Source organism: Aeromonas sp. 95A (assembly GCF_051919235.1).
Classification (GTDB): domain Bacteria; phylum Pseudomonadota; class Gammaproteobacteria; order Enterobacterales; family Aeromonadaceae; genus Aeromonas; species Aeromonas veronii.
In genome coordinates, this window is sequence record NZ_JBQBFC010000001.1 from 1151953 (window position 1) to 1178234 (window position 26282).

Genomic DNA, 26282 nt, shown 5'->3' on the forward strand with positions numbered 1-26282 from the left:
TCATACTGTTAGGGGATGGAGATGAACAGCACCATCTCCATCCGACATTCAAAGACTAGCGCTTGAACACATCCAGGCCAGTAAAGTAGGTGGTATCATGGCCATCGAACGCATCGGCATAAATTACTTTGCTGTCCTCGAAAAATAACTCCAGTATTGCCTGCGCCTCTTTTATTTTGCCCGCCAGCACCTCGGGTTCTGCCGCCACCTGCGCCATCATCAGGGTGATGATATTGGCGTAGAAATAGTTTATTGACCCTATCAATACTCGGTAAAGATGAGATTCTCGGCTCTTCAACAGATAAAGCAGATAGTCGTGATGGCGTTGCATCATGGCCAGCACTGCATTGTGTTCACAGGCAACTTGACGCCAGTCATCACGGAACTTGTCAACCAGCTCGTTGAACAATGGCACCTGCAACGCAGCAGCAAAATCAAAACTGCCCATGTCAAAAGGCTGGAAACATGTGGCCATCACTTCATCTATGAGTGCGATCTTGTCGAGTTCTGGCCATTCGGGTTGCAACGATTCAACACGTCGAGGTGCAGCTCCTTCGATATAAGCGCCGTCACTACTGTTGACGCATTGCATCTCAGGATAATCTTGCAATACACACTCCATATTATGAATGGCCAGTCCAAATAGATGGTTGATACGCACTTCGTCGCCAAAGTTACCCGGTGCCGGGAAAGTATCCTTTAAATTCGCCTGGTATTTCGCCTCTTGCTTGTCGTTGTAATAGAGACTCAGGCTGGAGTGATGCTGTCCGGCTGTTTTATAGCCATTGTCTATGCCAAACAGATACACCTGCTTGAAGCCAAGCAAGGCCGCATAATTGAGGCCTGTATTACCGACGAACGGGTTGGAAAATTCTATAGTATCGTACTCGAATGCCTGACCAAACGCGCTAATCAGCATGGAGAACATTGGCTCGTTGGGCTTGAATGCCAATCCTGTTTTGCGAAAGAAGCGCTTGCATTCAGGATGGATGACATCAACGCTCAGGAACACCGTATCCTTGATAAAGTCATCGGCATTGAGGATGCTAAGAAAATCTGCAGAACTTTTGGTGCGCTCCACAGCAACGTAGATATCCGGTTTTACGCCAGCTTTGTAAAGCGCGCTCACCGCTGTACCGCAGGCAATGATGATGGCCTGCTGCTGATGCTGCCGGATGAACTCGATGCTCTGATCCAGCGAAGGGCCATTACCGATCACGAAGACCGGCACCTGCTCGAAAGTACTACTATTACGCCATCGTTTAAGAAATGGGATACCGTCTTGCAGATGGGTGTGGCTATGAGCCAGCGCATATATATTGTCATCAAAAAATCCCCACCCTGTTTTGAGCAGATAAAACTCACTTTCCACTTGTGTAATCAAGGAGTGGAGCTTGGGAGAATGATAATGGCAGAACGAGAAATAGCTTGCCGACCAGAATGCGCCCTTGCGATGCAACGCCTCCATCATGTCTGCTACTAAAAGTTTTTCATCAACACCGATAAATAGGTGCAGACTGATCGACTCCTTCTCCATGTATTCCAGTAAGTGATGCCAATCAAAGCAGAAGAGCGAAGCATAAAACATGTCAAGATCAGGTTCGAAAGCAAAAAGATTTTTTATCTTGCATTGTTCATACAAGCAACCAAGCTGGTAACCCAAACCAATGCCATACATCAACGCCAGCGGAATATCGGTATGCAATAACGACTTGAGGCGCAATCCTTCCAAAGCTGACTTGTCTTTTAATTTGGATATCTCATTATTGTATTTGATATGAATCTGGCCATCGATATACCACTGCGGCGCGAAATCGATACATTGCAAGACGCTGTTTTCAATTATGTCGGCAATCTGCTCCTGCACCTCACGCAACGGATCTCTACCATAAAGAGAAAGACCATCATCCAGCCATAGAATATTAGGAACACCGTTTTCATTACAGAAAAAGCGAAAAGGCCTGACAGGCTGGTACCCCTTGAAAAATTGATGAATTGTGGGCATATATTTGGCAAAAGCAGCCATATTGATTTCATAACGCAGCGGGAGTACTTCCTGCATTGCTGCCTCTTGCCGCTTTTGTTGCGCTAGTCGGGCCAACTCATTTTCTATATCTGTAATTTTTTGATGAATATCCATGTAGCACTAACCTGCGTTCAGCTTGTACATATCAGATGCTCGACCTGCTTTTGAAAATTTCCACAAAGCTGCCTCAGTCTGATTCTTTGCATTTTCTATCAGATCATGTAGGGTTTGAAACTGCATCAATGCTTGCTGGTGCTCCATATCAATCACTACATGTGGCTGGATATGCTGGAAAACAGCATCAAGGAGAATGAGATAATGATCGATCAACTGTTCAGCCGTTTGCACATCCTCCTGTTCGAACAAGGTCAGTAACTCTTGACCAGCTGCGATTAATTCTGGCAAACGGTTATTACTCATTCGGCTCGGCCCATCTTTTGTTGAGCCAAGGCCTTGTCACGCTCCTCGACAGGAATGGCATCCCAACCGCTTTTCACGGTCAGCATCAGATTCATAACCTCATCGACAGCTGTAATATCCATATCACGGCTAGCATCCATCATTCGAATTTTCATATAGTCATAAAGGGCAAAAAGATCTTCGGGAACCTTACCATAAGATAGATCAAGCGAATCTTGCAGCCCGTTGATGATGGCCATGGCTTTGGAGATAGATTGGGATTTTTGCTCAAAATCTCGACGTTCGATGGCACCGCGAGCCTGAGCCAGACGCTCCAGGCCCCCTTGCATCAAAAGTTGAATCACGCGGTAAGGATCAGCGACTGCCAATTCGGATTGCAGATTCTGGGTGGTATAGGCTTTTATATTTTTACGATACATATGAGACACCACTCATCACTTCAAATTAACTATTTTGGGTATTCAGCAGATTCAAATATGAAGCCGACTTGTTCATCTTGGCCAGCATAGCATCCAGGCTTCCGTAACGGGCCCGCAAGGTCTCCTGATATTTGGTCAGCTGAGTGGCAACATCTGACTCTTTGCGGCTCACTTCACGCAGATCTGAATTCAAAGAATCTTCTCGCTTAGCCAGCAAACCACCGGTCTTGGAATAGGTTTCCAGCTGGCTGGCCAACTGACCTGCGACCCCATCCTTGCCGCCAAAAACTGCCACGACCTGATCGAAATTCTTGTCGATAGCCTCGTTGAACTTGGTATCGTCGATAGACAATACCCCCTTGTTATCCATCTTTATACCCATCTGGAAAATCGTTGAGTAAGTAGAGGACTTTTGTGAGGGCTCGGTGATAATGCCATTCATCATATTGACCACGGCACGCGTCGTTGCATCCCCCGCCAGAGCACCGCCATCGTTCTGGCTCTTCCCTGCCACTATCGAGTTGCGCTTGCCAAGATCATTACTCTTCTTAACCAGTGCGTTGTAACCGTCAACAAAGCTTTTGACCATGTCCTTGATGCCAGCTTTGTCGGTGGTCACATCAACTTTGTTGGACTTGTACGTCTTGGTCACCGAACCATCGCTTGCAGTCGTACTCGTACTATCTGATTCCCTCAAAACTGTCAGTTTGAGGCCAACTATAGTGCCATCAAATGTGTTGGTAGCACTGGTCAGCGTATTTCCATCTACCTTGATTTGAGCATCTTGCGCGGATTGAGTTTTTGACAATTTAGAAGTGAAGTTATCTGCCAACTCAGTGGTACTTCCGGTGATCACCAGATCCTTGCCACTCCCACTCACCCCAGAGTCAATAACGAGTTTAGATTTACCATCAGATGTGTTCATGATGTTGACATTAAGACCAAAATTATCACCATCATTATTGATGCGTTTACGAATGGACTGTAACGAGTCCCCAGCTTTCACATCAACATCAAAGGTTTTATCACCGGCCTTAAACGTCAAAGTTCCATCTTGAGTGATCATTGGAGTTGTCGAAGAGTCAAAACTGCCTTCAAATTTGCTAGTTTTCGCCAACTTTTCGACAGTTATATCGTATTGCCCGTTAGAGGAACCCGTTTTGCTCTCCACCTTAAGCACCGGATTATCTTTATCCTGGGTAATATTAATCGAGCGTTTGTTGAACGCATCATCCTTGGACATGGCTTGGAGTGTCGTCACAAAAGAGGCGATGGCCGATTTCAACTGCCCAACCCCTGAGAGAGTGATCTGAGCATTGGTCTTCTTGGTGGTGATGGGCTGCATCAGCTGTGCCTTCTTGGCATTGACGCTTGCAGCAATAACAGACTCCAGATCCAGCTGTGAACCCGCACCAGCAGACGTAATAGTGGCCATTCTCACTCTCCTCGTAAAACTTGCGTATTAAATCTCTTTATCAAGCAATAATCCGACTCTTGAGCCACCACCTATAACATCACCTTCACGCAGATCCTTGAGACGCTTGCTGATAGCCAGCAACTCTTCACTTGGGATCTGACGGATCATTGACTTGGTATTGGCGTCCATCACCTTGATAACAACTTGCTCGAGATCCTTTTCGACGCTGAAGTTGACGGTCCATCCCTGTAACTTGCTGAACTCCTGCAAGTTTTGTACCTCTTTTTCAATGTCCTTATCAGAGACATCAGACTTGCGAACCTTCTCTTTGGCTCGCTCCTCTTGTTGCTTTTCCACATCCTGTGTCATCACCCGCTGCTCTTCCGCCATGCCAGATAGCACTTGAGCGGCCGATTGGCCGCTCTTGCTACTTGACTGAAGAGAAGAAGGAGTGACCGATGAGGGGATTCCAATGTCATTGGCCATATCGTCGCTCCTTTTCTATCTCATCACTGCCGGTTAACCCAACAGGGACAGAGCAGATTGCGGTCTTTGGTTGGCTTGCGCCAAGATGCTGGACGCCGCCTGCTGCAGGATATTCTGCTTGGTCAGGTTGGCTGTTTCTGTCGCAAAGTCTGCATCACGGATACGCGAACGTGCAGCACTCAGGTTCTCGGACACATTGGACTGGTTGCGAATGGTGGAGTCAAAACGGTTTTGTACCGCCCCCAACTCTGCTCGCTTGCTATCAACTGCCTTGATCATAAAATCAAGGTTAGCCATCGCAAGCTGAGCTCCACTTGCTGTTTTGATACTGCTAACACTAGTCGTGGTAGCTGCGGTTGTTCCCTTGGTCACAGTATATTTATCTGCGGATGCACTAGACGCGACTGTCGCGCTACCCTTTGTCGCTTGAGCAATCCCATTCATACTGAATGCGGATGTCATTTTGAAAGAGATGGTCTGACCCGCATCAGCCCCGACTTGGAAAGTTCCCTTATAGCTACCATCTAATAATTTCTGGCCACCAAAAGTTGTGTCCTCGGAAATACGATCAATTTCTGTAATCAGTTGATCATATTCCTGCTGCAAAGCAACACGATCATCTGTGTTGTTGGAACCGTTTGCAGATTGTTGAGCCAAAGTACGCATCCGTTGCAACATGGAGGTCACTTCATCCATCGCACCTTCCGCAGTTTGCGCCACAGAAATGCCATCGTTAGCGTTACGATTACCTTGATCCAAACCGTTAACCTGTGAAGTCAAACGGTTAGAGATCTGCAAACCGGCAGCATCATCTTTAGCTGTGTTGATACGAAGGCCGGATGCCAACCTGGTATAGGAGGTATCCAGCGACTTGTTAGTGTTCATCAAGTTACGCTGGGCGTTCAGTGATGAAACGTTAGTGTTAATGTACATGGCCATAAAATATTCTCCCGAAGAACATGCAACTGCAGGTTGCGTCGTCTAAACAAAACGACGGCCCACCGTTTGAAGAGAAGGTTGAACATGCCTGTCTCTTCAGGCGGGTGTCTGTTTGAACGAACAGGCCACCCGCAGTAGTGCAAACGTTGGATTCCGAACACCCCTCGATTGCTTCACTTTATTTAACGGCAGTGCAGAGACAAGCTTTAGGAAAATTGTTGCCTAAAGCGGCAAGTTTTCTCCGTTAGGCGGCAATGGAACGTAAACAAAGCGACTTAGCCCGACAACCAAGCACTGACGAAGACTCACAGCAACGGGAGGGAGGTCATTGGCATGGTTCATGCTTGGTACTGACAGAGTGCCGTCAATTTGGCGACACAATAAAAAGAGGCCGGTGAACCGGCCTAAAGATGAGCATATGCTCAGGAGAATATGACCAAGCGTGACAGAACTGAACAGCTGGACAACACTTGGCATTACTAGTAGAGAATTATATCTCTCCCGATAGAACAGAGTGCGACCCGAACACCCCTTTGTTCCATCTCTTGACCAGGGCGGCCTGAACAACCGCCCTGTTTTCTTTTATTAACCTTGCAGCAACGAAAGGGCAGACTGGGGGCGCTGGTTGGCCTGACCCAAGATTGTAGAGGCAGCCTGTTGCAAAATGTTTTGTTTGGTCAGATTGGCGGTTTCTGTCGCAAAGTCTGCGTCACGGATCCGTGAGCGAGCTGCACTGACGTTTTCTGAGACGTTTGCCTGGTTGCGAATGGTTGAATCAAAACGGTTTTGCACCGCCCCCAATTCTGCTCGTTTGCTATCGACAACTTTGATCATGAAGTCTAGGTTAGCCATCGCCAACTGAGCTGCGCTCGCAGTCTGTATACTGCCAACGCTGGTCGTTGTTGCTGCTGTTGTTGATTTCGTGACCGAATACTTGTCGGCTGTTGCAACAGATTGAACGGTGGCACTTCCTTTAGTGGCTGTCGCTATTCCATTCAATGTAAAGGCGGATGTCATCTTAAAAGTAATTGTCTGTCCTGCATCCGCACCTACTTGGAAAGTACCAAAATAATTCCCATTCAATAAATTTTGACCACCAAAAGTAGTATCTTTTGCAACTCGATCAATCTCGGTAATCAGCTGAGTGTACTCTTGTTGGAGTGCGACTCTATCGTCAGTATTATTGGAGCCATTGGCAGATTGTTGAGCCAGAGTACGCATACGCTGAAGCATGGAAGTAATCTCATCCATCGCACCTTCAGCAGTCTGAGCTACAGAGATACCGTCGTTGGCGTTGCGGTTACCCTGATCCAACCCGTTGATTTGAGAGGTCAAACGGTTGGAAATTTGCAGACCCGCGGCATCATCTTTGGCACTGTTGATACGCAAGCCGGATGCCAGTCGAGTGTAAGAAGTATCCAGTGATTTGGTCGTATTCATCAGATTACGCTGGGCGTTGAGTGATGAAACGTTAGTGTTGATATAAAGGCCCATGACTATTCTCCTAAGCTATTAAATTTACTCTTCTATTTGCTCAGGCTTTATTATTTTTTGTGCCCGATGCGTCTTATTTAACGGCTCGTTTTTGGATGTCTTTAGCATTTTTTTCAACGCTTCATCGCATTAACGCCGCTTACCTTATATATCGGCGAGTCGAGAGGAAACTTAAGGAAAAAATCGGATCTAAACCAGTGACAGACTCAACCTTCTGAACCTCGCCAACGGCGGAGAGCTACGGGCACGCACGAGCCTAACCCGGTTCATGCCGCGAGAAAAAATCCGTCCCGACTCTCAATTTTGTCGAGCACTGTTGGCGATTGGGCTCACCAGCCCCTAAAATCGCAGCCCCATCAACAATTTGGCGTGAGTTGTTCTCCATGCAGACACTGGTTGAGCAGATTGTTTACATCAGCGACATGTTTGGTACTGCGGTATTCGCGTTTTCAGGGGTATTGGTGGCTGGCCGACTCAGAATGGACGGGTTTGGCGTCATGGTTTTGGCGGCGGTCACTGCCATCGGCGGCGGCACCATCCGTGACATGATCCTGGGAGCCACCCCCGTCTTCTGGGTACGCGACCCGCTCTATATCTGGGTCGTCATCGCAACGGCACTGATCGGTATGTGGATGGTCAAACTGCCCCGCAGAATGCCCTGGTATGTTCTGCCGGTGGCGGATGCCTTCGGACTGGCCCTCTTTACCGTGATCGGTGCCCAGAAGGCCCTCAACTTCGGCACCCCGGGGCTGATTGCCGTGATCATGGGCACCATGACCGGCGTAGCCGGCGGCATGATCCGCGATGTACTGGCGCGGGAGGTGCCCATGGTGCTGCAAAAAGAGATCTATGCCACCGCCTGTATCCTCGGCGGCATTCTCTATACCCTGGCGCTGGAGGCGAACATGGACAGGGTAACGGCCATGCTCATCTGCATGACGGCCGTGTTTGGCCTGCGGGTTGCTGCTATCTATTGGCATCTGTCGCTGCCCACCTTCTCGCTGCAACGCAATTGAGAGCAGGCCCACTGCGCCATCATGTCGCAGTGGGCCTTGCGTTGAACCAAATAGGCTTTTCTGTTGTCATAGAAGCAGTCGTTGTTAGCCGGAACCTCTCATGCGCAAAATCGGTATGCTTACCACCCTCCTCCTGGCGAACGTGACGGCAGCCCACGCCGAAGCACAAGTGGTATTTGGACGACTGGCCTCGGCGCCGGTGCAGCAATTCAACCAACAGATACGCCAGGCAAGCCATCAACAGCAAAACTGGGTTAATGACTACCGTGAGGTCGCTCTGCGATTCGTCGGTCATAGCGACACACCCAGTCGCATCCATGCCCAGCAGCTGGACAATGATCTGGTGCTCTCGGTCGCCCTCGACGGCAGCAAGAGCGACATGATCTACATCCTGACCCTCTATCGCAGCAACAACCTGTGGCAGATGCGGGAGGCAGAAATGGGCTGGCGTTGTCAGGGGCAAGACTCTTTTACTCCGGTTCCCTGTCCCTGATAGTCATTACTCACTCTGTGAAATAAAAAAACCCGGCACATTGGCCTAATACCAGTCAGTACAACATGACTTAAACTGTCTTTATTGGCTTTTTTTTTCACTCTGTCCCGTCCTGAATAGGGTTTACACCTTTCCCCCCAATAAATGGAGAACCCGATGGGACAAGGTGTGAAACGGACACAGCGCGATTACTCTCTGACTTTTAAACTGGCACTCGGCAAGTCCTCTCGCAGCGGCAAGTCGAGAGGCTGACCATCGTCAGGGCTTGCCTGTTTCTGGGGATAAGCCGGCAGGCTTACTACAAGCGCAATCGGGTCGCCGACGAGCGCCATGCACAGGGATTGCAGGTGGTGCGCTTCGTGCGTCAGGTTCGACTGCGACAACCTCGGGTGGGCACTCGCAAGCTGCATTATCTGCTGCAGGGTCAGGATGATGGCGGGCTCAAGGTCGGGCGTGACAGGCTGTTTCAGATATTGGCCGAGCACCGCCAGCTGGTGCAGCCCAGACGGGCGTATCACAAGACCACCCACAGTTTTCACCGTTTCTACCGTCATCCCAACTTGCTCAAGGCGGGGCCAGAGCAGGTCACACCGGTGGCTCCGGAGCAGGTCTGGGTTGCTGATATCACCTATCTGCCAGCCAGGAGCGGACCGCTGTACCTGAGCCTGGTGACGGATGCGTACTCACGCAAGATAGTGGGCCATCACGTGCACGAAGGGATGCACGCCGAATCGGTGGCGATGGCGTTTAAGAAAGCACTGAAGCAACGGCGTGGCGGCGGTGAACTCATCCATCACTCGGACCGCGGCGTGCAGTATTGCTCTGTGCTGTATCAGTCATTACATGAACGGTACGGGGTGAAATGCTCGATGACGGATGGGTATGACTGTTACCAGAATGCGTTGGCGGAGCGGGTGAACGGGATTTTGAAAGGAGAGTTGTTGTTGCAAAGCCCGCAGGATTTGACGCAAGCGCGGGAAATGGTGCGTGAAGCAGTGGATATTTACAACGCGGAGCGGCCGCATCATGCGTTGAAATACAGAACCCCCGATGCGGTCCATAGGGGGTTCTGAGTAGAGAAATGCTAGTTGAAAATGTGTAAACCTATTTCAGGACTAGACAGTCCCCGGTGACATGTGCGACATGCAGCTCAGTTCATGGATGAGAGACACCAACGCGATGTAAAAACGCAGTTGGCTCTCAGCCATCTTCACCATCAGGAGTAGTTAACCAACTTTCTGGTATTCGGAGTCTAGTATGAGGTGTAATGATGTGGTTTTTCAGCTGGCAAACAATGGGGACAGACCCACTATTTGCCCTGCACCAGAACGTGTTATTTACAGGATTGTTCGGCCTGTTCATGGCATCTTGGCTACGGCGCAAGCAGCTTAAACTTACCCCGTGGGAACAACTTGCTTAGCCCAGCGGCAATGAGTTTGCAGTCTGGTCGCCGTTGTTGCCCAAATCGATGCGGCTTAAATGGAACTAACTGAGGACTTGGTGATCTGATCACCACCATCTCCTTCAAGCCTGCATCATGAGCACGTCGCTTCACCCCATCACCAACTGACCTCAATACAACAAATCATTGATTAACCGTGGTTCACTCACCTTCTGGGTTGATGCCGAGGCCATGAACAACTGGTTTCACCACGGCCATCATGGGTGCCGGGGCCGCAGCCAACTCTACACTGACCAGACCATCTGCACCTTCCTGATGCTCAAGGGGATTTTCAACCTCACTCTGCGGGCCACTCAGGGACTACTCGACTCCCTGTTCGAGTTGATGAACGTACCGCTTTGTGCCCCCGATTACAGTTGTGTAAGCAAGCGGGCCCGCACGGTGACGGTGGCTTATCGACAGCCCCCAAAAGGACGTATTACCGACTTAGTTATCGACTCAACCGGGCTGAAGGTATTTGGTGAAGGCGAGTGGAAGGTCAGAAAACACGGCGCCGAGAAACGGCGAGTCTGGCGCAAATTGCATCTGGCAGTAGACCCGGCTACTCACGATATCGTGGCGGCGGAAATCTCGCTGGAAAATGTCCATGATGTCGAGGTGTTGCCGACTCTGCTCAATCCACTACGGCGCAAACTGGGGCATGTTTATGCGGATGGCGCCTACGACAGCAAAGCCAGTCATCAGCTTATCTTGCGCAAAGGGGCAACAGCCTGTATCCCGCCTCGCAAAAGCGCGGAGTTATGGAAAAAAGGACACGCAAGAAATGACGCGGTGCTGGTGATGCGCAAGGAAGGGCTGGCGTACTGGAAGAAGATATCGGGGTATCACCGTCGCTCACTTGCAGAGACAGCGATGTATCGGTTCAAACAGTTGTTAGCGGGGAAAGTCAGTTTACGTAACTACCACGGCCAAGTGGGAGAGGTGATGGCGTATGTCAGCGCCATAAACAAACTCAATACCCTGGGTCTGCCTGTCAGAAAGCCCCGAGTGTAACGGTCACTTGGGGCTGGGGCAGTTGTGGCTTGATGGTTGATTTGGGAAACAGCGCCGCGTGAGACTAACGCGAAAGAAAGGCTGGCTCGCCAGCATAATGCCAGTCAGTTAAGCCTGACTGGCATTGTTTTATTGGCTTTTGCACCGCATACTTTTGTGGTCTTGCCTTCACACTGCGGGGATAACTCCGCTCCCTTCGCTCCGGTAATACAAACTGCCCTGCCTGCTTATCCAGCTCCGCCACCCGCTTCGGGATACTCCCCGGTGACAGGTACGGCATGCAGCTCAGTTCATGGATGAGGTACACCGATGCCATGTGAAAACTCAGCTGGCTCGCCGTGTATCCCTTCAGACTCGCTGCCATCTTTACCATCTGGCTGCGCAGCAGATTGTACGCCAGCTGCACGCTCCACAGCTCTTGCCGTATCCCCGCCGCCTTCTTGCTGCGCAGGGTCAGCCGGTGTTGTTGCAGGCTGTGCCTCATCTCCCGATAGCCCAACTCGATTTCCCTGCGGTGGCTGTAGAGCTCAACGATGTCGGCGCCCGGGAAACGCATCGGGTCGACCATCGAGGTCAGCACCTGCCGCTCTTTGCCGTTGATAGTGCGAGTCAGCAAGCGGGCTTCCACTGTATCCAGCTGGTGCGGCCACTTCTTCCTCGTCTGTGGACTGGTTTTGAGACGCACCAGCACATCCTGACGCCCCAGCTTGCGCACCACCTCGTATTGGGTGCCTCTTTTGAGTGGCAGCAACCAGTGCCGCTCGCTGCCAGTGGTCTGCCAGGCATGGAGCAAACCGAGGGAGTAGAACCCCTTGTCGAACAGGGTCAGCGAGTGGTCCGGCGTGCGCGCGACCAGCCGCTCGGCCAGCACCATCTCGTTGACGGCGCAACTCTCCATGACCGCCTGAACAAGCAGGTGACTGGTCAGCTCCATTTGACAAAGCATGCGCACCTGCGGATAGGTGGTCTCCCCATGCTGGGTACCGGGCTTGGCAAACTCGGCAGCATTGTCCGGGGTATCAGGCGTGCGCGACATCACGCCATCGACGGCGAGCAGTTGCAGCCCGGCCCAACCGGGGTGATTGGCCTGCTGGTGCCAGCCTGCGGCGGTGTCGTGAAACAGCCGCTCAATGCTCTTGTGGCCAAGCTTTTGGCGAGCTTGCAAAAAGGCGCTGGGGGCGACAAAGGGGCGGTCGCCGGGCAACAGGATATCGAGCTGATTGACGAGCTGGGTCATGGGGACGTGGCGGAAGATAGCCATACCGATGATGGCCCAGACCAGACGCTCCATGGGCAAGGGTTGCGACGCCCTCTTCGCCGAGCAGAGTGGTGATGAGCTCGTTGGGAATGAGGTCGGAGAGTGACTAAAACTGGGCAGCATTACTGGCGTGAAGGAAGTCGAGAGCCTGTGCGATACGCATAAAAAAATCCGAAACCAATCAACAGGTTTCGGATTTTCACACAGCAGAAGGAGCGGTCAATGGATCCTTAACTGATCGGCATTAGGCTCGCCAACAAGCCAAACTAAACAGGGAGAGCATCATGCTCTCCCTGTCTCTTTTCTTGCCTCACGCTTTGCAGCGCTTGCTGAACGTCCAGCCGCCATATTGATGCCAGATGCAGCCCCGCAATCAGGGCGCGTTCTGGCAAAGGGCGGGATCGAACACTTGCTTCCAGTCTGATTTCATATCGACCACCACCCAGCCCCGCGCTTTTGCCTGCGCCAGCCCGTCGATCAGCTTGCCGCTGGCAGGAGGATGGCTGTCGTAGGCGTATTCGCGCTTGGCATCGGTGTGGTGCACCAGCAGGCCGAAAGTGTGGTAATCCGGGTTGGTCGAAGTGTATTGCAGCATGGGCACGTCGCCATCGCTGTTGCCAAAGGCGCCGACCGGACGCTGCCCCATAAAGAGGTGAATGGCGGCCGGTTTCGCCTTGCTGTCATCGAAATAGGCGCCGTTCATGGTCTTGCGGATCTCGCTGCCCTCCCCGGTCAGGGCAAACTCGCCGAGGGTAAAAGAGCCAATCACCTGCTGGGGCGGGATGCCATACATCTGCTCGGACATCACCCGCATAAAATCGACGCCGCCGCCGGAGACAATCCAGGTCTGAAAGCCATTGTCCCGCAGATACCCCAGCAACTGCTTCATCGGCAGATAACCGAGCTGATCGTAGTGGCAGCCAAAACGGGGATCCTTGCTGCTGTTGACCCAGCGAGTGACCCGCTCGGCAAACTCGGTGGTGGTCATGCCGCTGTGGGTCAGTCCCACCAGCTTGGCGAGCCCCTTCTCCCCCGATTTGGCCACAGCCTTGAGGTCGTTGTTCAGCACTGCCGCGACGATGGGGTCGGCCTTCCACTCCGGGTGTTCCGGCGCCAGGCGCTTGATCTCGTCCATCGCAAACTGCAGCTGATAGGTCATGGGCGCTTCCGGCCAGAGGGTGCCGTCATTGTCAAACACCACATGGCGCTTCTCTGGCGGAATAAAAGTGGCCTGCTGCTGATCGGTGGCATTGGTCACCCAGCGGGTGATCGCCTGCTTGGCCGCCGTGTCATTCCAGGCAGAGAGGGGATCGCTCTGGCCAGCCTGTACCGCAAAGGCGCCGCACAGCAGCAAAAGAGAGGAGAGTCGGTTCAATGTCATCATGTTACCTATCAGCTGGATATTGCCTGTCTATTGCCTGTAGATGAAAGCGCACGGCTATCACAACACCGGCGCACATGGGTTCAACACACACGGGTTTCACAGGGAAAAGCCTATGGCGGCCAGCTTGTACTGGAGCTTAAACAAGCTCAGAAAAGGAGCAGCGTTCATCCCGTTCTGCGAGGCAGATCACTGCGTTGCGCTCACGCCGCGGGCAGCACAATCCCCTCCCACTCAGCTTTATTGCTGCTTATTTGGCAAAAGTAATTTGCTGTCACCGTCATTTTTGCCAACAAAACCCATCGGCATACTGGCGCCATTCTCCCGTCGGGAGTCCCTAACCAAGGAGTTGTTATGCCACTGGCGTTATTTGCCCTTACCTTAAGTGCCTTTGCGATCGGCACCACCGAATTTGTGATTGTGGGGCTTATCCCCACCATCGCAGAGCAGCTCAATGTCTCGCTCCCCTCGGCGGGCCTGCTGGTCAGCCTCTATGCCCTTGGGGTGGCCATCGGCGCCCCCGTGCTCACGGCGCTCACCAGCAGGGTGCCGCGCAAGTGGCTGCTGGTAGGGCTGATGGCACTCTTTACCGCCGGCAACCTGCTGGCCTGGCAGGCCCCCGGTTACGAGAGCCTGATCGTGGCCCGCATCCTGACCGGATTGGCGCACGGGGTCTTCTTCTCGGTGGGTAGCACCATCGCCACGGGTCTTGTGGCCAAAGAGAAGGCGGCGAGCGCCATCGCCATCATGTTCAGCGGCCTTACCGTGGCGCTGGTAACCGGCGTACCGCTCGGCACCTGGATTGGTCAGGTCTTTGGCTGGCGTGAAACCTTTCTGGTGGTGAGCCTGCTGGGTCTGGTCGCCATGGTGGGTAGCCTGCTGCTGATCCCGAGCAACCTGCCCAAGGGGGCAGCCTCGACCATCCGCGAGCAGCTTTCGGTACTGACCAAAAAGCCGCTGCTGCTGGTCTACGCCAAGACCGCCCTCGGTTATGGCGGCGCCTTCACGGCGTTTACCTTCCTCGCCCCCATCCTGCAGCAGGTGAGTGGCTTTAGCGCCGGTGCGGTGAGCCTGATCCTGCTGGTCTACGGGGTATCGGTTGCCGTCGGTAATATCTGGGGCGGCAAGCTGGCCGACAAGATGGGTCCATTGCCGGCGCTGAAGCTGCTGTTTGCCGGTCTGGCGCTGGTGCTGCTGGTTCTCACCTTCACCGCCCCCCATCCGGTGCTGGCGGTACTGACCGTGCTGGTGTGGGGCGCCTTTGCCTTCGGCAACGTGCCGGGTCTGCAGGTGCTGGTGGTGAAACAAGCCGAACTGCACACCCCCAAGGCGGTGGATGTGGCATCGGGCCTCAATATTGCCGCCTTCAACGTCGGCATTGCGCTGGGATCTGTGGTCGGTGGTTTTGTGGTGGAACACCTCGGCCTGATGCACACACCCTGGATCGGCGCCCTTATCGTGCTGCTGGCCTACGGACTGACCCATGTCAGCGAGCGCCGCGAAGCCCTCCGGCTCGCAGCCTGTCAGGCATAAGCTGCGCCAGCAGGCGTCACGCAAAGACGTGGCGCCTGCTGCAATCGGCGCGGCAGGCTTCTATGCTGTGACACAGCCTCAAGCCCTCAACTGTTTCAGCAACCAAGCCTGTCACCCTCGCATCATTTGCCACGGAGTCTGTTATGAAGGTGCTTATTGTCTATGCCCATCCCGAACCCAAAAGCTTCAACGGTGCCCTCTTCTGCCACGCCATCAGGGCGCTGGAGCAGGCGGGCCACACAGTGATGACCAGCGATCTCTATGCCATGGGCTTTGATCCCGTCTCGGATCGGCGCAACTTCACTGCCGCCAGCGATCCCGATTTTCTCAAGCTGCAACTCGAAGAGCTGGCTGCCACCGAGCAGGGCAGCTTTGCCCCGCAGCTGGAGCAGGAGATGCAAAAGCTGGAGGCGGCCGATCTGCTGATCTTCCAGTTCCCGCTCTGGTGGTTTGGCCTGCCAGCCATCCTCAAGGGGTGGGTGGATAGAGTCTTTGCCATGGGACGGGTCTACGGTCAGGGCCATATCTACGAGAGCGGCAAGTTTCGCGGCAAGCGGGCGTTGCTGAGCCTCACCACCGGCGGCCCTGCCGAGACCTATCTGCCCGATGGCTTCAACGGTGATATCGACGGGGTGCTGCGCCCCATCCAGCGCGGGATCCTGCAATTTGTCGGCTTCGATGTGCTGCGCCCCCATATCTGTTATGCCCCGGTGCGGGTCTCGCAAGAAGAGCGGGAAGCCTGGCTCGCCCAGTGGGCCGAGCGCCTTGGCCAGATTGAGCAGGAGTCCCCCATCGCAGTCGGCCGCTACCAGTAACGTCTGACGCAGCTGACACTCTCCCCCCCCAAAGCACAAAAACAGCGAGCGGCACCCGGCCGCTCGCTGTTTTTCACGCTCTGTCGTTATGGTTTTTGTTATCCGTTGGCGGGTCTTATGCCGCCTGTTGCACGCCTGCTTTGCCGGTCACGGCACGCTTGAGCCAGTAGTCGAGGCTGACGTAGCGGCCCCCGCCGTAAACCAGCAGCACCAGCAGCATCACGAAGTAGGTGGCGGCAAACTCCATCCCGTTGTTGAGCATCACGGGATCCCCGAGCTCGGTGATGTAGTTGTAGCGACCGGGGAAATTGGCGGCCAGCCACTCGATAAAGCCGTTGAGGCGCACAGTGGCCTCCATGCTGCCGGTGGCGATGGCGTCCCAGCCGTGCTTCCAGTGCACCATGGCGCTCGCCACGCTCATAAGGAAGATGGTGGGAATGGCCATGATACGGGTAAAGAGGCCAAGGGCGATGCAGATGCAGCCCAGCACCTCGGTGCCCGCCGCCAGAAAGGCGAGCAGGGTCGGGAACGGCAGGTTGAGCCCCCCTTCCGAGACCGGCGCACCAAACCAGGCGACCGTGCCGGCAAAGCCCATCACCTTGGAGTGGGCCCCCACATAGATGACCGGAATGAGATAGAGGCGAATGGCCAGCAGGGCAAGAAAATCGAGCCGCTTGCACAGGGCCACCGCCCGCTCGTACCACTGGATAAGGGTGTTGTTCATGGGAATTCTCCTTGGTGTTTGCTAAATGGGGGCAAGGGAGTGCCAGGCTGGCGCTCACCGACGGGCAGGATCAACAGACCCAGCCGGTGAAAATGGCGCGCCCACTCGCTCAGATCAAAGTCGCTGCGAACCTGTTGCACCTGTTGCTTGAATGCGGCTTGGGTGATCCCCGGCTGCTGTTGCAGCAGCTGGATCAGCGCCACGTCCCATTCGCGCAACCGCTGGGTCACTACCTGATGATCCGGACTGCGAAACAGGCCATAGAAGTGGTTGCCCTGCCGGGTCGGCACCACGCCGCTGCGACGAATGGCAAAGGGGAGCTCAAGCAGTTGCAGGGTGGGATTGAGCGTAAACGAACTCTCCGCCGTTACCTCCTCCCCCGGCAACTCTTGCGGCACCACCCCTTCATCAATCTCGACACAGAGGCAGGCCCACTCGTACTCCAGCAGTGCCAGCCGCTGCCTGGGCCAGTTGAGGGTGCCCTCACTGTGGCGATGCTGCACATAGCGGACAAACTCGGTGGCGATATGGTGAAACTCGGGAGCCTCGGCGCCGTGCTGGATAACAAAGCCCTCCACCAGTTGCCATCTGTCCACCGGCGCCCAGTGAGCGTGGGTGAGCGGAAAAGCGCTCTCCAGCACCGACTCCACATTGGCGCGCACGCTGCGGGCATAGTGGCTGGCGATGCCATCCTGCGGCAGCCGCACCCGGCTCGCCAGCCAGGTGGTCTGCTGCTGCATCCGCTGCGGCGCCGTTTTGGGCGCAGTGATCAGTGATAACCGTCTATCCATAGCGCACCTCCTGCAACTGACGATCGTTCGCCTCGCAACAGGCGCCGTGCACCCGCGCCAGTTCGGTCTCCAACTCTGCCAGCGGTGGCAGATGGTGATCCCGCTCCAGCAGCAGAGGGCGCAGGCCGTGGGTCTGCACCGTATAACGGGCCAGCGCCACCACCGCCTCGCACACCGGTTTGCCATGGGTATCCAATAAAGTGCCGTCCGCCTCTTCCAGATGACCGGCGATATGGAAATAGCGGATCGCATTGCTCGGCAGCCCGGCAATCATCCGCTTGGGGCAGTAACCGTGGTTGCGGCTGTTCACAAAGACGTTGTTGATATCGAGCAGCAGCTCGCAGCCGCTACGCGCCACCAGCTCGGCGAGAAAACCCTCCTCCGGCATTTCGTGGTCATAGCCGTGGTAGTAGGAGATATTTTCCAGCACCAGCGGGCGGGCCAGCGCCTCCTGCACCTGCGCGATCCGCTCGGCCAGATAGGGAATGTTCTCCCACTGACGCGGCACCGGTAGCAGTTCGTAGAGATAACCCTGTTGGTCGCGGGAAAAGCTCAGGTGCTCGCTGTAGATCTCGATGCCTAACTCATCCAGAAAGGTGCGGATCTGGCCGAGCAGGGTGCGATTGAGGGGCTGGCAATCGCCGAGAGAGAGGCTGAGGCCGTGGGCCACCAACGGGTAACGCTCGGCCAGCTGATGCAGCTGCGCCCGCTTGGCGCCGCCGATAGCCATCCAGTTCTCCGGCGCCAGCTCGAGAAAGTCGATGCCGGGGCGGACGGGGCCGGAGCAGAGCGCATCCAGATGCTCCTGGCGCAGCCCGATCCCACGACTGCGGGAGCTTATTGGCCGCATACCCCCTCCGTCATCTTGCTGCCCTGGCTGGATGTATTGCCATCAATCCCCTCGCCCGCCACGCCACACTTGCCATCGCGGGCGCGCACCAGCCGCCCCTGCGGATCACTGTCGAGGGCTTGCTTCTCGAAGCGCTTCTCGGTACCGCACTTGCCCGCCGCACACTTGCCGCCGTGCTGTTCGCTGGGGGCGGCCTTGACCGGCGCATCGCTCGGGGTGGCCGCGAGCGCCAGCCCCGGTGTCAGGGCAATCAGGCTGGTCATAGCGATGGAGAGGGTCAGTTTGTTGGTTTTGTTGCTGCTTGAGTTACTCATGAGCGGACTCCTTGACGGATGAAACGGGGTAGCTGGAGAGATCGCGGGCAGCCACGATCTGGCCGTGGAACTGCTGTTTGACGATGGCCATCGCCTCTTTCTTGTGATTGAGGCCGACCCCCATCCAGTGGTTGAGCACCAGCAGCTTGGGGTTCACCTCGGCGGCAATCTTGGCCACCACAGATGGCTTGGCATGGAGCGAGGCGGAGACAGGGTCGGCCCCTTCGTGGATGGCGAGCGGCATCACCAGAATGTCGGCCCCCTTGGCAAACGGCACAAAGGCCGGGTTGCTGCCGTTCTGATCCGCCGAGATAACGATGGTCCCCTCGGCGCTCTCGATGCGATAGGCCAGACAGGGCACGTCACCGTGAGGAATGCCGAGCGCGGTGATGGTCAGCCCATCCTGCTGATAGACGGTGTGAGGCTGCGGGCTCTGGTAGGGCATATCGTGCAAGGTGATTGGGAAGAGGCCATCGGTGCCATCCTTGAAGCCGCTCAGGTAGGCATAAGCGCCCTTCTCCTTGTTGAAGAGGGCATCGAAGTAGCCGCTCATGCAGGGAAAGGCCGAGCCGGCCTCGGGCCCCGCCAGATCCAGCGGATCGCTGCGCTCGAAGAAGTAGGCCCCCTTGAGCAGGGCGGGCAGGTCGGTCACATGATCGGTGTGAAAGTGGGTGATGCCGATAAAATCGACCTCTTCGAGCTTGGCCCCCGCCTGGCCGAAGCGCAGGTAGACGCCGCCACCGGCATCGATCAGGATGCGGGACTTCCCCTTCCACCAGATCACCTCGCTGGAGGAGGCGCGCAGGTCGTCGGAGATGGGGCCGCCACTGCCGAGCACCTGCAGGGTGAAGGTTTTATCCAGTGGCGTCAGTTGTACCGGTTCGGCACAGGCCGGGGCGACGGTGAGCGCGCACCCTATGGCCAGCGCCACCGCTTTCAATCTCTGTTTCATCACAATTACCTGTCGGTTGGTTGTCGGTTGAAAGTGTGTCGTTTAAAGGGGGGGAGAGAGGGGCCGATGGCGACGAGTGAACGCCAGCCACCGGCCATGGCGGGGCGCGAGCCCCCCGCCGTCAGTTACCGTCCCGTTCGTCCGCCTGCCAGCGCGCTTCCAGCCAGAGCAGGTTGCACAGGCCCAGCAGCAGGGCGAATCCGAGGCCCAAAATCCAGGTGAAGTACCACATAGCAGATCCCTTGAGGTCAGTAGAGTTGATGGCTGTCGCGCTTGATGCGGGCACGGTCGAGCTTGCCGCGCACCACCCGATAGACCCAGCCGGTGTAGCCCAGGTTGACCGGCATCAGCACCAGCACGAGGCCGAACATGATGGCCAGGGTCTTGTAACTGGAGGTGCTGTCCCACAGGGTCAGGCTGCTGACCGCATCAAGGGATGAGGGCAGCACGAAAGGGAACAGGGCGATGGCCACCGAGCAGAGCATGGCGGCGCAGGCGATGGCGCTGGCCAGCAGCGCAATTCGGCCCCGCTCCAGCCAGGAGGCAATCCCGCTCACCAGCGGCGCCAGCGTCCCGATGATCGGCACCAGCCACAGCAGCGGATAGTCAAAGTAGTTGCGCAGCCAGCCTCCAGCGTGGGGGATCACCCCCTTCATCAGCGGGCTGATGGCAGCATTCGGGTCAAAGGGTTGTGTGCCGACACCGGTCAGCTGAAACCCTTGCAGATCCACCAGATGCCAGCCGGCCAGCAGATAGCCGAGGCTCACCAGCGGGGCCAGCAGGATGGCGATCCCCCGTGCGCGCAGCGCAGGGGTGCCAGTCACCTTGGCTTGCAGAAAACCGGCGCCGTGCAGTAGCAACAGGGTGATGGCGGTGGCCAGCACCGAGAGCAGCCAGCCCCAGTGGAAGTCGAACGCGCCGTAGTGCAGGCGCAGCGCCGTGTCGAAGCGAAACGGCAGCCCCTCCATCACCAGACCGATAGCAGCACCGAGGATGAGCGCCGGTATCAGGCCACCCGCCACCAGCGCCCGATCCCACCAGCGGCGCCAAACCGGATCGGCCAGCTTGCTGCGATAGTCAAAGCCGACCGGACGCAGAAAGAGCCCAAGCAGCAGCACCACCATGGGGATGTAAAGCCCCGAGAAGGCGGCGGCATAAACCAGCGGCCAGGCGGCGAACAGGGCACCGGCACCGGCAATCAGCCACACCTGATTGCCCTCCCACACCGGTCCCACGCTGTTGATCACCAGACGGCGGTCGTCGTCATCTTTCGACACCACCGGCAGCAGCATGGCGATGCCGAGATCGAAGCCATCCATCACGATAAAACCGACCATCATGAAGAGCACCAGCGCCCACCAGATGAGTTTCAGGGTTGCGTAATCCATCAGGCGATCCTCGCAAGTTCGGGTTGTTCACCGCTGTAGCGGCCGGTATGGAGAATGGCGGGCCCCTTGCGGATCACATGGCGCAACAGGAACAGCTCCACCACCAGCAACAGGGTGTAGATGGAGCAGATAGCAATCAGGCTGAACCAGAGTTGGCCCGGCTGAAGCAAAGAGACCGAGGCCGAGACCGGTAGCACATCGCTGATGGTCCAGGGTTGACGGCCGAGCTCGGCCACCAGCCAGCCCGCCTCGATGGCAATCCAGGGCAGCGGCATGCTCCAGAACAGGGTCTTGAGCAGCCGTGGCGAGTCTTGCAGCCGGTTGCGGCAGAGCTGAACAAAGCTCACCACCATCAGCCCCAGCATGGTGACGCCAAGCCCCACCATCACCCGAAAGCCCCAGAAGAGCGGTGCCACCGGCGGGATGGAGTCATCCACCGCCTTGGCGATCTCCGCCTCCCCCGCCTTGGCGATATTGCTGGCATAGGGGGTGAGCAGCATGCCGTAGCCAAGATCCTTGCCGTGCTGCTCGAAGCGGGCACGGTTGGCAGGGCTGTCATCACCCTGCCGGATCTGCTCGAGGGCCTCGGCCGCCACCATGCCGCTGCGGATGCGTGCCTCGTTCTGCACCTTGATATCCTTGAGGCCGGTCACCGCCTCGTCGATGGAGCGGGTGGCGATGATCCCCATCAGATACGGGATCTTGATGGCGGCGTGGGTGGTTTCCGCCTGCTGATCCGGGAAGCCGAACAGGGTAAAGGAGGCTGGCGCTGGCTCGGTCTCCCACTCTGCCTCGATGGCGGCGAGCTTGACCTTCTGCACCTCGCCGGTGCGATAGCCCGACTCATCCCCCAGCACAATGACCGAGAGAATGGCCGCCAGCCCGAAGCCGGAGGCGATGGCGAAGGAGCGCAGGGCAAACTGCACCTCGGTTTTGCGCAGCAGATACCAGCTGCTCACCCCCATCACGAACATGGAGGCCGCCACATAGCCCGCCGCAACGGTGTGAACGAACTTCACCTGCGCCACCGGGTTAAAGAGCACGGCGGCGATATCCACCAGCTCCATGCGCTGGGTCAGCAGGTTGAACTCGGCCCCCACCGGGTTTTGCATCCAGCCGTTGCCGATCAGGATCCAGAGCGCGGAGAGATTGGAGCCGAGCGCCACCAGCATGGTCACCAGCAGGTGCTTGCCGCGGGAGAGCTTGTCCCAGCCGAAGAAGAAGAGCCCCACCAAGGTCGATTCGAGGAAGAAGGCCATCAGCCCCTCGATGGCCAGCGGGGTACCGAAGATGTCCCCCACATAGTGGGAGTAGTAAGCCCAGTTGGTGCCGAACTGAAACTCCATGGTGATCCCCGTGGTGACCCCCATGACGAAGTTGATGCCAAACAGTTTGCCCCAGAAGCGGGTGATGTCCTGATAGATCACCTTGCCGGTCATCACATAAGCCGACTCGGCGATCACCAGGATCCAGGACAGCCCCAGCGTGAGGGGCACAAACAGGAAGTGGAACAGGGCCGTGGCGCCAAATTGCAGGCGAGACAGGCTGACCACGTCATCCGGATTGATCATGCGTCACTCTCTTTTGTTGTATTTGCCTTGCACGTTTCGTGCGTGACAAGTACATCACGGAGCATGACACCTATAACAGATGCAGTTATATTGAATTACACCTATAACAGTTGATCCAGATCATGTCCCTTTACCAGCAGTTGGCCGACCGCCTGCAAAGCCAGATCGACGATGGTATCTGGCAACCGGGGGAGCGCATCCCCTCCATTCGCCAGAGCTGCAAGACCCACGGGCTCAGCCCCATGACGGTGTTGCAGGCCTATCAACTGCTGGAGAGTCAGGGGCGGATCCTCGCCCGCCCCCAGTCCGGCTACTACGTCAAAGCCGCCTCACCACAAGTCGTGCAGCACACGCCGAGCCAGACCCACTACAGCGGCTCGGTGGATATCAACGATCTGGTGTTCGAGGTGTTGCAGGCGAGTAAATCGCGGGATCTGGTACCCCTTGGCATGTCGGTAGCAGACCCGACCCTGTTCCCCCATCCCCAGCTCGGGCGGGCCCTGGCCAGCTGCATGCGCAAGCTCGATCCCTTCAGCACGGTGGCCGACCTGCCCCCCGGCAACGAAGCGCTGCGCCGTGCCATCGCCCAGCGCTACGCCAGCGACGGGGTAGCGGTCAATCCGCAGGAGATCATCATCACCACCGGCGCCATGGAGGCGCTCTCCCTCAGCCTGCAGGTGCTGACCGAGCCCGGTGACTGGGTGGTGGTGGAGTCCCCCACCTTCTATGGCGCCTTGCAGGCCATCGAGCGGCTGAAACTCAAGGCGGTGGAGATCCCGGTGATCCCGGGGGTGGGCATCGATCTCGACCTGCTGGCCGACGCCCTCACCCGCATTCCGGTCAAGGCGTGCTGGCTGATGGGCAATGTGCAGCACCCGCTGGGACACACCATGCCAGATAGTCACAAAGCGCAGCTGATGGCGCTGCTCAACAGCCATGGGGTGCCGCTGGTGGAGGATGACGTCTATGCCGAGGTCTACTTCGGCCGCGAGCGCCCCAAGCCGATCCGCCACTGGGATCAGCGTGGCGACAGCCTGCTCTGCAGCTCCTTTTCCAAGTGTCTGGCACCGGGCTTTCGGGTCGGCTGGGTGGTGGCGGGACCCCATGCCGAGCGGGTGCAGCGGCTGCAACTGATGTCCACCCTCTCCACCAATGTACCGAGCCAGCTGGCGCTGGCCGAGATGCTGCGCCAGGGCGGGGTCGATGCCCACTTTCGCCGCCTGCGCCACACCCTGGCCCAGCGCCAGCAGCAGATGCGGGCGGCCCTGCAGCGCTTGCTTCCGGACGAGGTGCGGATCTCCTCCCCCGATGGCGGCTACTTCCTCTGGCTGGCGCTGCCTGCCCATTTCGACAGCCGCGCCCTGCACGCCAAGGCTCTGGGCAGCGGTTTTTCAGTGGCCCCCGGCGCGCTCTTTTCCAGTCAGGGACAACACAACCACTGCCTGCGCCTCAACAGCTCCCATCCCTGGAGCGAACAGCTGGAGCAGGCCCTCACCCGGCTGGCCGCGCTGATTGCCGCGCAACTCGGCGAAAAGTAACGTGGCAAAGAGCCGCTGACGAAACGAACAAAGGCCCGTAACGGGCCTGTGTAGTTGGGGAGTGACGCGCCTTGGCTCGCCATCAGAAACTGATCATCTGGCCATGATCTGCGACTGCACCTTGAAGCCCAGCGCCTCGTAGAGCGCTTGGGCACGCTCGTTGAAGGCCATCACCTCCAGCCGGATTTGCTGAGCATCACGGGCCTTGGCCCACTCATCGCAATGGGCGATCAGCGCCTTGCCAATCCCGCGGGAGCGGTGCTGCTCATCCACCACCACCGAGCCGATGCGGCAGATAGGCAGCTTGCTGAGAAATGGCACGCTCTCATTGATGTCGATCCGCGCAGTCAAAAATCCCACCACCCTGCCATCCTGCTCGGCAACGCAGAATAGACGCCCTTCGGCGCCGATTGTGCTCAGCAAAAATGCCCGCTCCTCTGGCGAAGGGGGGCAGAACACTTCGGGATAGTGCTGATGGTGGATCTCTCCTATCTGCCGGTTCAGCTCGACAATGGCATCGATATCCAGTTCGCTTGCCTTGCGTATCTCCAACGGTTGCTCCTTGCAAAAATGGTGATGGTCCTGCGCCATCTTAGGGGCTGTGTCCCGCAATCCAAATAGGCTCATCCGTATCTTTTGGCGGGCAGCAGAAACAACAACGCCCCTTGAGCGGGGCGTTATCGGCAATCCATGGCGATGAGGGGTATCAGGCGGGGGCGTTAAGTTGGGCCACCTGCCGCTCGATGCTGCCCTTGAGGTTGTCGTCTAGCTTGAGGGCGCGCGCCAGCTCGTCGAGATAGCCGCGCTCCATAAAGTGATCCACCTCGATGGCGAGCAGGGAGGCGAGATAGACCTCGGTGGCCAGCTCCATATCGGTCACTTCCCGCGCCAGCGCGTGGGGATCGAGGGGACGGGCCAGCTCGGCGTCAATCCAGCGGGCAACATCGCTCTGACCCTGTTCGGTCAGGTACTCCTGAATTTTCTGGCGCTCGGCGCCGTCGATATGGCCATCAGCACGGGCCGCGGCCACCATTGCGCGCACCAAGAGGGCCGCGCGGGCATCCAGCGCATTGCCTTCCAGCCCGCTGATGGGATGGGTGGGCTGGGCGGGCGCCGCCTGCTGGGCCTGCCAATCCTGATAGAGCTTGTAGGCCAGCCCGCCAAGGGCCGCAGCGCCGCCCACGGCAGCGGCCTTGCCACCATATTTGCGCACTTTTTTATTGCCCAGCAGCAGACCAAGCGCACCGCCGGCCAGCGCCCCCTCCATCTGCCCCTTTCGCTTCTCTCCGCCTTCGTTGAGCCAGCCTTTGCCAGCCCCCAGCAACTGTTCCAGCATCTGTTTCATGGTGTCACTCCTGCGGCTATGTTCCCGTCGATAGAGCCAGATAGTGACCCCACCCCCCTGAATCGGGGATGAACCCTTGACCGGGCAGGCCGATGGGGCAAAGCTCAGGGAAACTCTTCAGGCAATAAGGATGTGACTGTGCCCAATCGCGAACTGACCCTGCAATTTCTGGCCGAGCCCTCCGACGTCAATTTCGGCGGCAAGGTCCACGGCGGCATGGTGATGAAGTGGATCGATCAAGCGGGCTATGCCTGCGCCGCTGGCTGGTGCGGCGGCTATGCGGTGACCGTCTATGTGGGGGGGATCCGCTTTTTGCGCCCCATCCAGATTGGCCAGCTGGTAGAGGTTCACGCCCAGGTGATCCACACCGGCACCACCAGCATGCATCTGGCGGTGGATGTCTACAGCCGCCATCCCACCGAGACCGAGCGCCACAAAACCACCCACTGCATCATCATCTTTGTGGCGATGGATGAGCAGGGCAAACCGACCCCGGTGCCCCAGTGGCAGCCGCTGAGCGAGAGCGATCTGCAGTTGCAGCAGTACGCCAAAAAGCTCATCGCCCTGCGCGAGGAGATCGACAAGGAGATGCGCCAGCACCTCTGACCCTGATGCCTCACAGCCCGACAGAGCGGGCTCTTTCGGCCAACGGCGGCG

25 protein-coding genes and 3 pseudogenes are annotated in these 26282 nt (G+C 56.8%); 9 read left to right on the forward strand and 19 right to left on the reverse strand.

The genetic code is table 11. The features are described from left to right. Positions 1 to 55: 55 nt before the first annotated feature. The 7 genes from ACTG2U_RS04985 to flaA form a co-directional block, all read right to left on the reverse strand. The gene (locus ACTG2U_RS04985) at positions 56 to 2140 is read right to left on the reverse strand and encodes a motility associated factor glycosyltransferase family protein (protein WP_236561951.1); all 2085 of its coding nucleotides are present in this window, start codon (positions 2138 to 2140) and stop codon (positions 56 to 58) included. A gap of 6 nt (positions 2141 to 2146) precedes the next feature. Next, complete coding sequence (locus ACTG2U_RS04990) at positions 2147 to 2446, reverse strand: hypothetical protein (protein WP_255912112.1); 300 nt, start codon at positions 2444 to 2446, stop codon at positions 2147 to 2149. Then, complete coding sequence (gene fliS / locus ACTG2U_RS04995) at positions 2443 to 2865, reverse strand: flagellar export chaperone FliS (protein ID WP_236561953.1); 423 nt, start codon at positions 2863 to 2865, stop codon at positions 2443 to 2445. Before fliS ends, ACTG2U_RS04990 begins: the two co-directional genes overlap by 4 nt. Before the next feature lie 25 nt (positions 2866 to 2890). Further along, on the reverse strand, positions 2891 to 4300 hold the full coding sequence (gene fliD / locus ACTG2U_RS05000; RefSeq protein ID WP_236561954.1) for a flagellar filament capping protein FliD: 1410 nt from the start codon (positions 4298 to 4300) through the stop codon (positions 2891 to 2893). 27 nt (positions 4301 to 4327) lie between these two features. After that, on the reverse strand, positions 4328 to 4768 hold the full coding sequence (locus ACTG2U_RS05005; protein WP_069556070.1) for a flagellar protein FlaG: 441 nt from the start codon (positions 4766 to 4768) through the stop codon (positions 4328 to 4330). A gap of 33 nt (positions 4769 to 4801) precedes the next feature. Further along, positions 4802 to 5707 carry a flagellin N-terminal helical domain-containing protein gene (flaB, locus tag ACTG2U_RS05010; RefSeq protein WP_236561955.1) on the reverse strand — a complete coding sequence of 302 codons (906 nt, stop codon included), beginning with the start codon at positions 5705 to 5707 and terminating at the stop codon, positions 4802 to 4804. Between the two features lie 585 nt (positions 5708 to 6292). Next, positions 6293 to 7201, reverse strand: a complete 909-nt coding sequence (gene flaA / locus ACTG2U_RS05015; protein WP_236561956.1) for a flagellin N-terminal helical domain-containing protein — start codon at positions 7199 to 7201, stop codon at positions 6293 to 6295. Positions 7202 to 7584: 383 nt separating this feature from the next. On the opposite strand from flaA, the gene ACTG2U_RS05020 reads away from it, so the two are divergent. The 5 genes and pseudogenes from ACTG2U_RS05020 to ACTG2U_RS05040 all read left to right on the forward strand — a co-directional run bounded on the left by ACTG2U_RS05020 (position 7585) and on the right by ACTG2U_RS05040 (position 11165). Then, positions 7585 to 8217, forward strand: a complete 633-nt coding sequence (locus ACTG2U_RS05020) for a trimeric intracellular cation channel family protein (protein ID WP_005333975.1) — start codon at positions 7585 to 7587, stop codon at positions 8215 to 8217. A gap of 100 nt (positions 8218 to 8317) precedes the next feature. Beyond that, entirely contained in the window at positions 8318 to 8710 is a 393-nt protein-coding gene (locus ACTG2U_RS05025; RefSeq protein WP_144715513.1) for a hypothetical protein, read from the forward strand. 215 nt (positions 8711 to 8925) lie between these two features. Next, positions 8926 to 9783 (forward strand): annotated as a pseudogene (locus tag ACTG2U_RS05030) (IS3 family transposase); the annotation flags it as partial. Between the two features lie 188 nt (positions 9784 to 9971). Beyond that, positions 9972 to 10130: pseudogene (locus ACTG2U_RS05035) on the forward strand (DUF6404 family protein); the annotation flags it as partial. A 168-nt stretch (positions 10131 to 10298) separates the two neighbouring features. Next, positions 10299 to 11165, forward strand: coding sequence for an IS5 family transposase (locus ACTG2U_RS05040; protein WP_335812419.1), 867 nt, complete (start codon positions 10299 to 10301; stop codon positions 11163 to 11165). Positions 11166 to 11273: 108 nt separating this feature from the next. On the opposite strand, the pseudogene ACTG2U_RS05045 reads toward ACTG2U_RS05040, so the two are convergent. Both ACTG2U_RS05045 and ACTG2U_RS05050 read right to left on the reverse strand, forming a co-directional pair. Next, a pseudogene (locus ACTG2U_RS05045) lies at positions 11274 to 12586 on the reverse strand (IS4 family transposase). 210 nt (positions 12587 to 12796) lie between these two features. Further along, the gene (locus tag ACTG2U_RS05050; RefSeq protein WP_234881634.1) at positions 12797 to 13807 is read right to left on the reverse strand and encodes an HAD family hydrolase; all 1011 of its coding nucleotides are present in this window, start codon (positions 13805 to 13807) and stop codon (positions 12797 to 12799) included. Between the two features lie 351 nt (positions 13808 to 14158). On the opposite strand from ACTG2U_RS05050, the gene ACTG2U_RS05055 reads away from it, so the two are divergent. Beyond that, positions 14159 to 15337 carry an MFS transporter gene (locus tag ACTG2U_RS05055; RefSeq protein ID WP_439974136.1) on the forward strand — a complete coding sequence of 393 codons (1179 nt, stop codon included), beginning with the start codon at positions 14159 to 14161 and terminating at the stop codon, positions 15335 to 15337. Between the two features lie 143 nt (positions 15338 to 15480). Next, the gene (locus ACTG2U_RS05060; RefSeq protein WP_005359664.1) at positions 15481 to 16152 is read left to right on the forward strand and encodes an NAD(P)H-dependent oxidoreductase; all 672 of its coding nucleotides are present in this window, start codon (positions 15481 to 15483) and stop codon (positions 16150 to 16152) included. Between the two features lie 115 nt (positions 16153 to 16267). On the opposite strand, the gene ACTG2U_RS05065 is transcribed toward ACTG2U_RS05060, so the two are convergent. From ACTG2U_RS05065 to ACTG2U_RS05100, 8 genes are all read right to left on the reverse strand, one after another. After that, positions 16268 to 16876: an HvfX family Cu-binding RiPP maturation protein gene (locus ACTG2U_RS05065; RefSeq protein WP_421339819.1), complete on the reverse strand. Its 609-nt coding sequence runs from the start codon at positions 16874 to 16876 to the stop codon at positions 16268 to 16270. After that, the gene (locus ACTG2U_RS05070) at positions 16873 to 17667 is read right to left on the reverse strand and encodes an HvfC/BufC family peptide modification chaperone (RefSeq protein WP_439974137.1); all 795 of its coding nucleotides are present in this window, start codon (positions 17665 to 17667) and stop codon (positions 16873 to 16875) included. The genes ACTG2U_RS05065 and ACTG2U_RS05070 overlap by 4 nt, the downstream gene beginning before the upstream one ends. Beyond that, a complete protein-coding gene (locus ACTG2U_RS05075) occupies positions 17660 to 18517 on the reverse strand; it encodes a DUF692 domain-containing protein (protein WP_439974138.1) in 858 nt (285 codons plus the stop codon). Before ACTG2U_RS05075 ends, ACTG2U_RS05070 begins: the two co-directional genes overlap by 8 nt. Further along, entirely contained in the window at positions 18505 to 18831 is a 327-nt protein-coding gene (locus ACTG2U_RS05080; RefSeq protein WP_043825690.1) for a hypothetical protein, read from the reverse strand. The genes ACTG2U_RS05075 and ACTG2U_RS05080 overlap by 13 nt, the downstream gene beginning before the upstream one ends. Next, positions 18824 to 19783, reverse strand: a complete 960-nt coding sequence (locus ACTG2U_RS05085) for an MBL fold metallo-hydrolase (protein WP_439974139.1) — start codon at positions 19781 to 19783, stop codon at positions 18824 to 18826. Before ACTG2U_RS05085 ends, ACTG2U_RS05080 begins: the two co-directional genes overlap by 8 nt. A gap of 121 nt (positions 19784 to 19904) precedes the next feature. After that, positions 19905 to 20015, reverse strand: coding sequence for a cytochrome bd-I oxidase subunit CydX (gene cydX / locus ACTG2U_RS05090; RefSeq protein ID WP_005337572.1), 111 nt, complete (start codon positions 20013 to 20015; stop codon positions 19905 to 19907). A gap of 16 nt (positions 20016 to 20031) precedes the next feature. Then, positions 20032 to 21171 (reverse strand): cytochrome d ubiquinol oxidase subunit II, encoded by a 1140-nt coding sequence (gene cydB / locus ACTG2U_RS05095; RefSeq protein WP_439974140.1) that lies wholly within the window; start codon positions 21169 to 21171, stop codon positions 20032 to 20034. Continuing rightward, the gene (locus tag ACTG2U_RS05100; RefSeq protein ID WP_265783683.1) at positions 21171 to 22742 is read right to left on the reverse strand and encodes a cytochrome ubiquinol oxidase subunit I; all 1572 of its coding nucleotides are present in this window, start codon (positions 22740 to 22742) and stop codon (positions 21171 to 21173) included. Before ACTG2U_RS05100 ends, cydB begins: the two co-directional genes overlap by 1 nt. A 122-nt stretch (positions 22743 to 22864) precedes the next feature. Here ACTG2U_RS05100 and ACTG2U_RS05105 point away from each other — a divergent pair, with 122 nt between their 5' ends. Further along, entirely contained in the window at positions 22865 to 24280 is a 1416-nt protein-coding gene (locus ACTG2U_RS05105; protein ID WP_429201950.1) for a PLP-dependent aminotransferase family protein, read from the forward strand. A 93-nt stretch (positions 24281 to 24373) separates the two neighbouring features. On the opposite strand, the gene ACTG2U_RS05110 is transcribed toward ACTG2U_RS05105, so the two are convergent. Together ACTG2U_RS05110 and ACTG2U_RS05115 are read right to left on the reverse strand one after the other, a co-directional pair. Next, positions 24374 to 24832 carry an N-acetyltransferase family protein gene (locus tag ACTG2U_RS05110; protein ID WP_439974141.1) on the reverse strand — a complete coding sequence of 153 codons (459 nt, stop codon included), beginning with the start codon at positions 24830 to 24832 and terminating at the stop codon, positions 24374 to 24376. Between the two features lie 154 nt (positions 24833 to 24986). Beyond that, positions 24987 to 25625, reverse strand: coding sequence for a tellurite resistance TerB family protein (locus ACTG2U_RS05115; RefSeq protein ID WP_439974142.1), 639 nt, complete (start codon positions 25623 to 25625; stop codon positions 24987 to 24989). A gap of 138 nt (positions 25626 to 25763) precedes the next feature. Between ACTG2U_RS05115 and ACTG2U_RS05120 the strand changes: the two genes are divergently transcribed. Then, on the forward strand, positions 25764 to 26231 hold the full coding sequence (locus ACTG2U_RS05120; RefSeq protein WP_041208541.1) for an acyl-CoA thioesterase: 468 nt from the start codon (positions 25764 to 25766) through the stop codon (positions 26229 to 26231). Positions 26232 to 26282: the final 51 nt, after the last annotated feature.

Bases quoted from the DNA above. Each gene is read 5' to 3' on its own strand.
- ACTG2U_RS04985 (WP_236561951.1), bottom strand. From the start codon at position 2,140: ATGGATATTCATCAAAAAATTACAGATATAGAAAATGAGTTGGCCCGA.
- ACTG2U_RS04990 (WP_255912112.1), bottom strand. From the start codon at position 2,446: ATGAGTAATAACCGTTTGCCAGAATTAATCGCAGCTGGTCAAGAGTTA.
- fliS (WP_236561953.1), bottom strand. From the start codon at position 2,865: ATGTATCGTAAAAATATAAAAGCCTATACCACCCAGAATCTGCAATCC.
- fliD (WP_236561954.1), bottom strand. From the start codon at position 4,300: ATGGCCACTATTACGTCTGCTGGTGCGGGTTCACAGCTGGATCTGGAG.
- ACTG2U_RS05005 (WP_069556070.1), bottom strand. From the start codon at position 4,768: ATGGCCAATGACATTGGAATCCCCTCATCGGTCACTCCTTCTTCTCTT.
- flaB (WP_236561955.1), bottom strand. From the start codon at position 5,707: ATGGCCATGTACATTAACACTAACGTTTCATCACTGAACGCCCAGCGT.
- flaA (WP_236561956.1), bottom strand. From the start codon at position 7,201: ATGGGCCTTTATATCAACACTAACGTTTCATCACTCAACGCCCAGCGT.
- ACTG2U_RS05020 (WP_005333975.1), top strand. From the start codon at position 7,585: ATGCAGACACTGGTTGAGCAGATTGTTTACATCAGCGACATGTTTGGT.
- ACTG2U_RS05025 (WP_144715513.1), top strand. From the start codon at position 8,318: ATGCGCAAAATCGGTATGCTTACCACCCTCCTCCTGGCGAACGTGACG.
- ACTG2U_RS05050 (WP_234881634.1), bottom strand. From the start codon at position 13,807: ATGATGACATTGAACCGACTCTCCTCTCTTTTGCTGCTGTGCGGCGCC.
- ACTG2U_RS05055 (WP_439974136.1), top strand. From the start codon at position 14,159: ATGCCACTGGCGTTATTTGCCCTTACCTTAAGTGCCTTTGCGATCGGC.
- ACTG2U_RS05060 (WP_005359664.1), top strand. From the start codon at position 15,481: ATGAAGGTGCTTATTGTCTATGCCCATCCCGAACCCAAAAGCTTCAAC.
- ACTG2U_RS05065 (WP_421339819.1), bottom strand. From the start codon at position 16,876: ATGAACAACACCCTTATCCAGTGGTACGAGCGGGCGGTGGCCCTGTGC.
- ACTG2U_RS05070 (WP_439974137.1), bottom strand. From the start codon at position 17,667: ATGGATAGACGGTTATCACTGATCACTGCGCCCAAAACGGCGCCGCAG.
- ACTG2U_RS05075 (WP_439974138.1), bottom strand. From the start codon at position 18,517: ATGCGGCCAATAAGCTCCCGCAGTCGTGGGATCGGGCTGCGCCAGGAG.
- ACTG2U_RS05080 (WP_043825690.1), bottom strand. From the start codon at position 18,831: ATGAGTAACTCAAGCAGCAACAAAACCAACAAACTGACCCTCTCCATC.
- ACTG2U_RS05085 (WP_439974139.1), bottom strand. From the start codon at position 19,783: ATGAAACAGAGATTGAAAGCGGTGGCGCTGGCCATAGGGTGCGCGCTC.
- cydX (WP_005337572.1), bottom strand. From the start codon at position 20,015: ATGTGGTACTTCACCTGGATTTTGGGCCTCGGATTCGCCCTGCTGCTG.
- cydB (WP_439974140.1), bottom strand. From the start codon at position 21,171: ATGGATTACGCAACCCTGAAACTCATCTGGTGGGCGCTGGTGCTCTTC.
- ACTG2U_RS05100 (WP_265783683.1), bottom strand. From the start codon at position 22,742: ATGATCAATCCGGATGACGTGGTCAGCCTGTCTCGCCTGCAATTTGGC.
- ACTG2U_RS05105 (WP_429201950.1), top strand. From the start codon at position 22,865: ATGTCCCTTTACCAGCAGTTGGCCGACCGCCTGCAAAGCCAGATCGAC.
- ACTG2U_RS05115 (WP_439974142.1), bottom strand. From the start codon at position 25,625: ATGAAACAGATGCTGGAACAGTTGCTGGGGGCTGGCAAAGGCTGGCTC.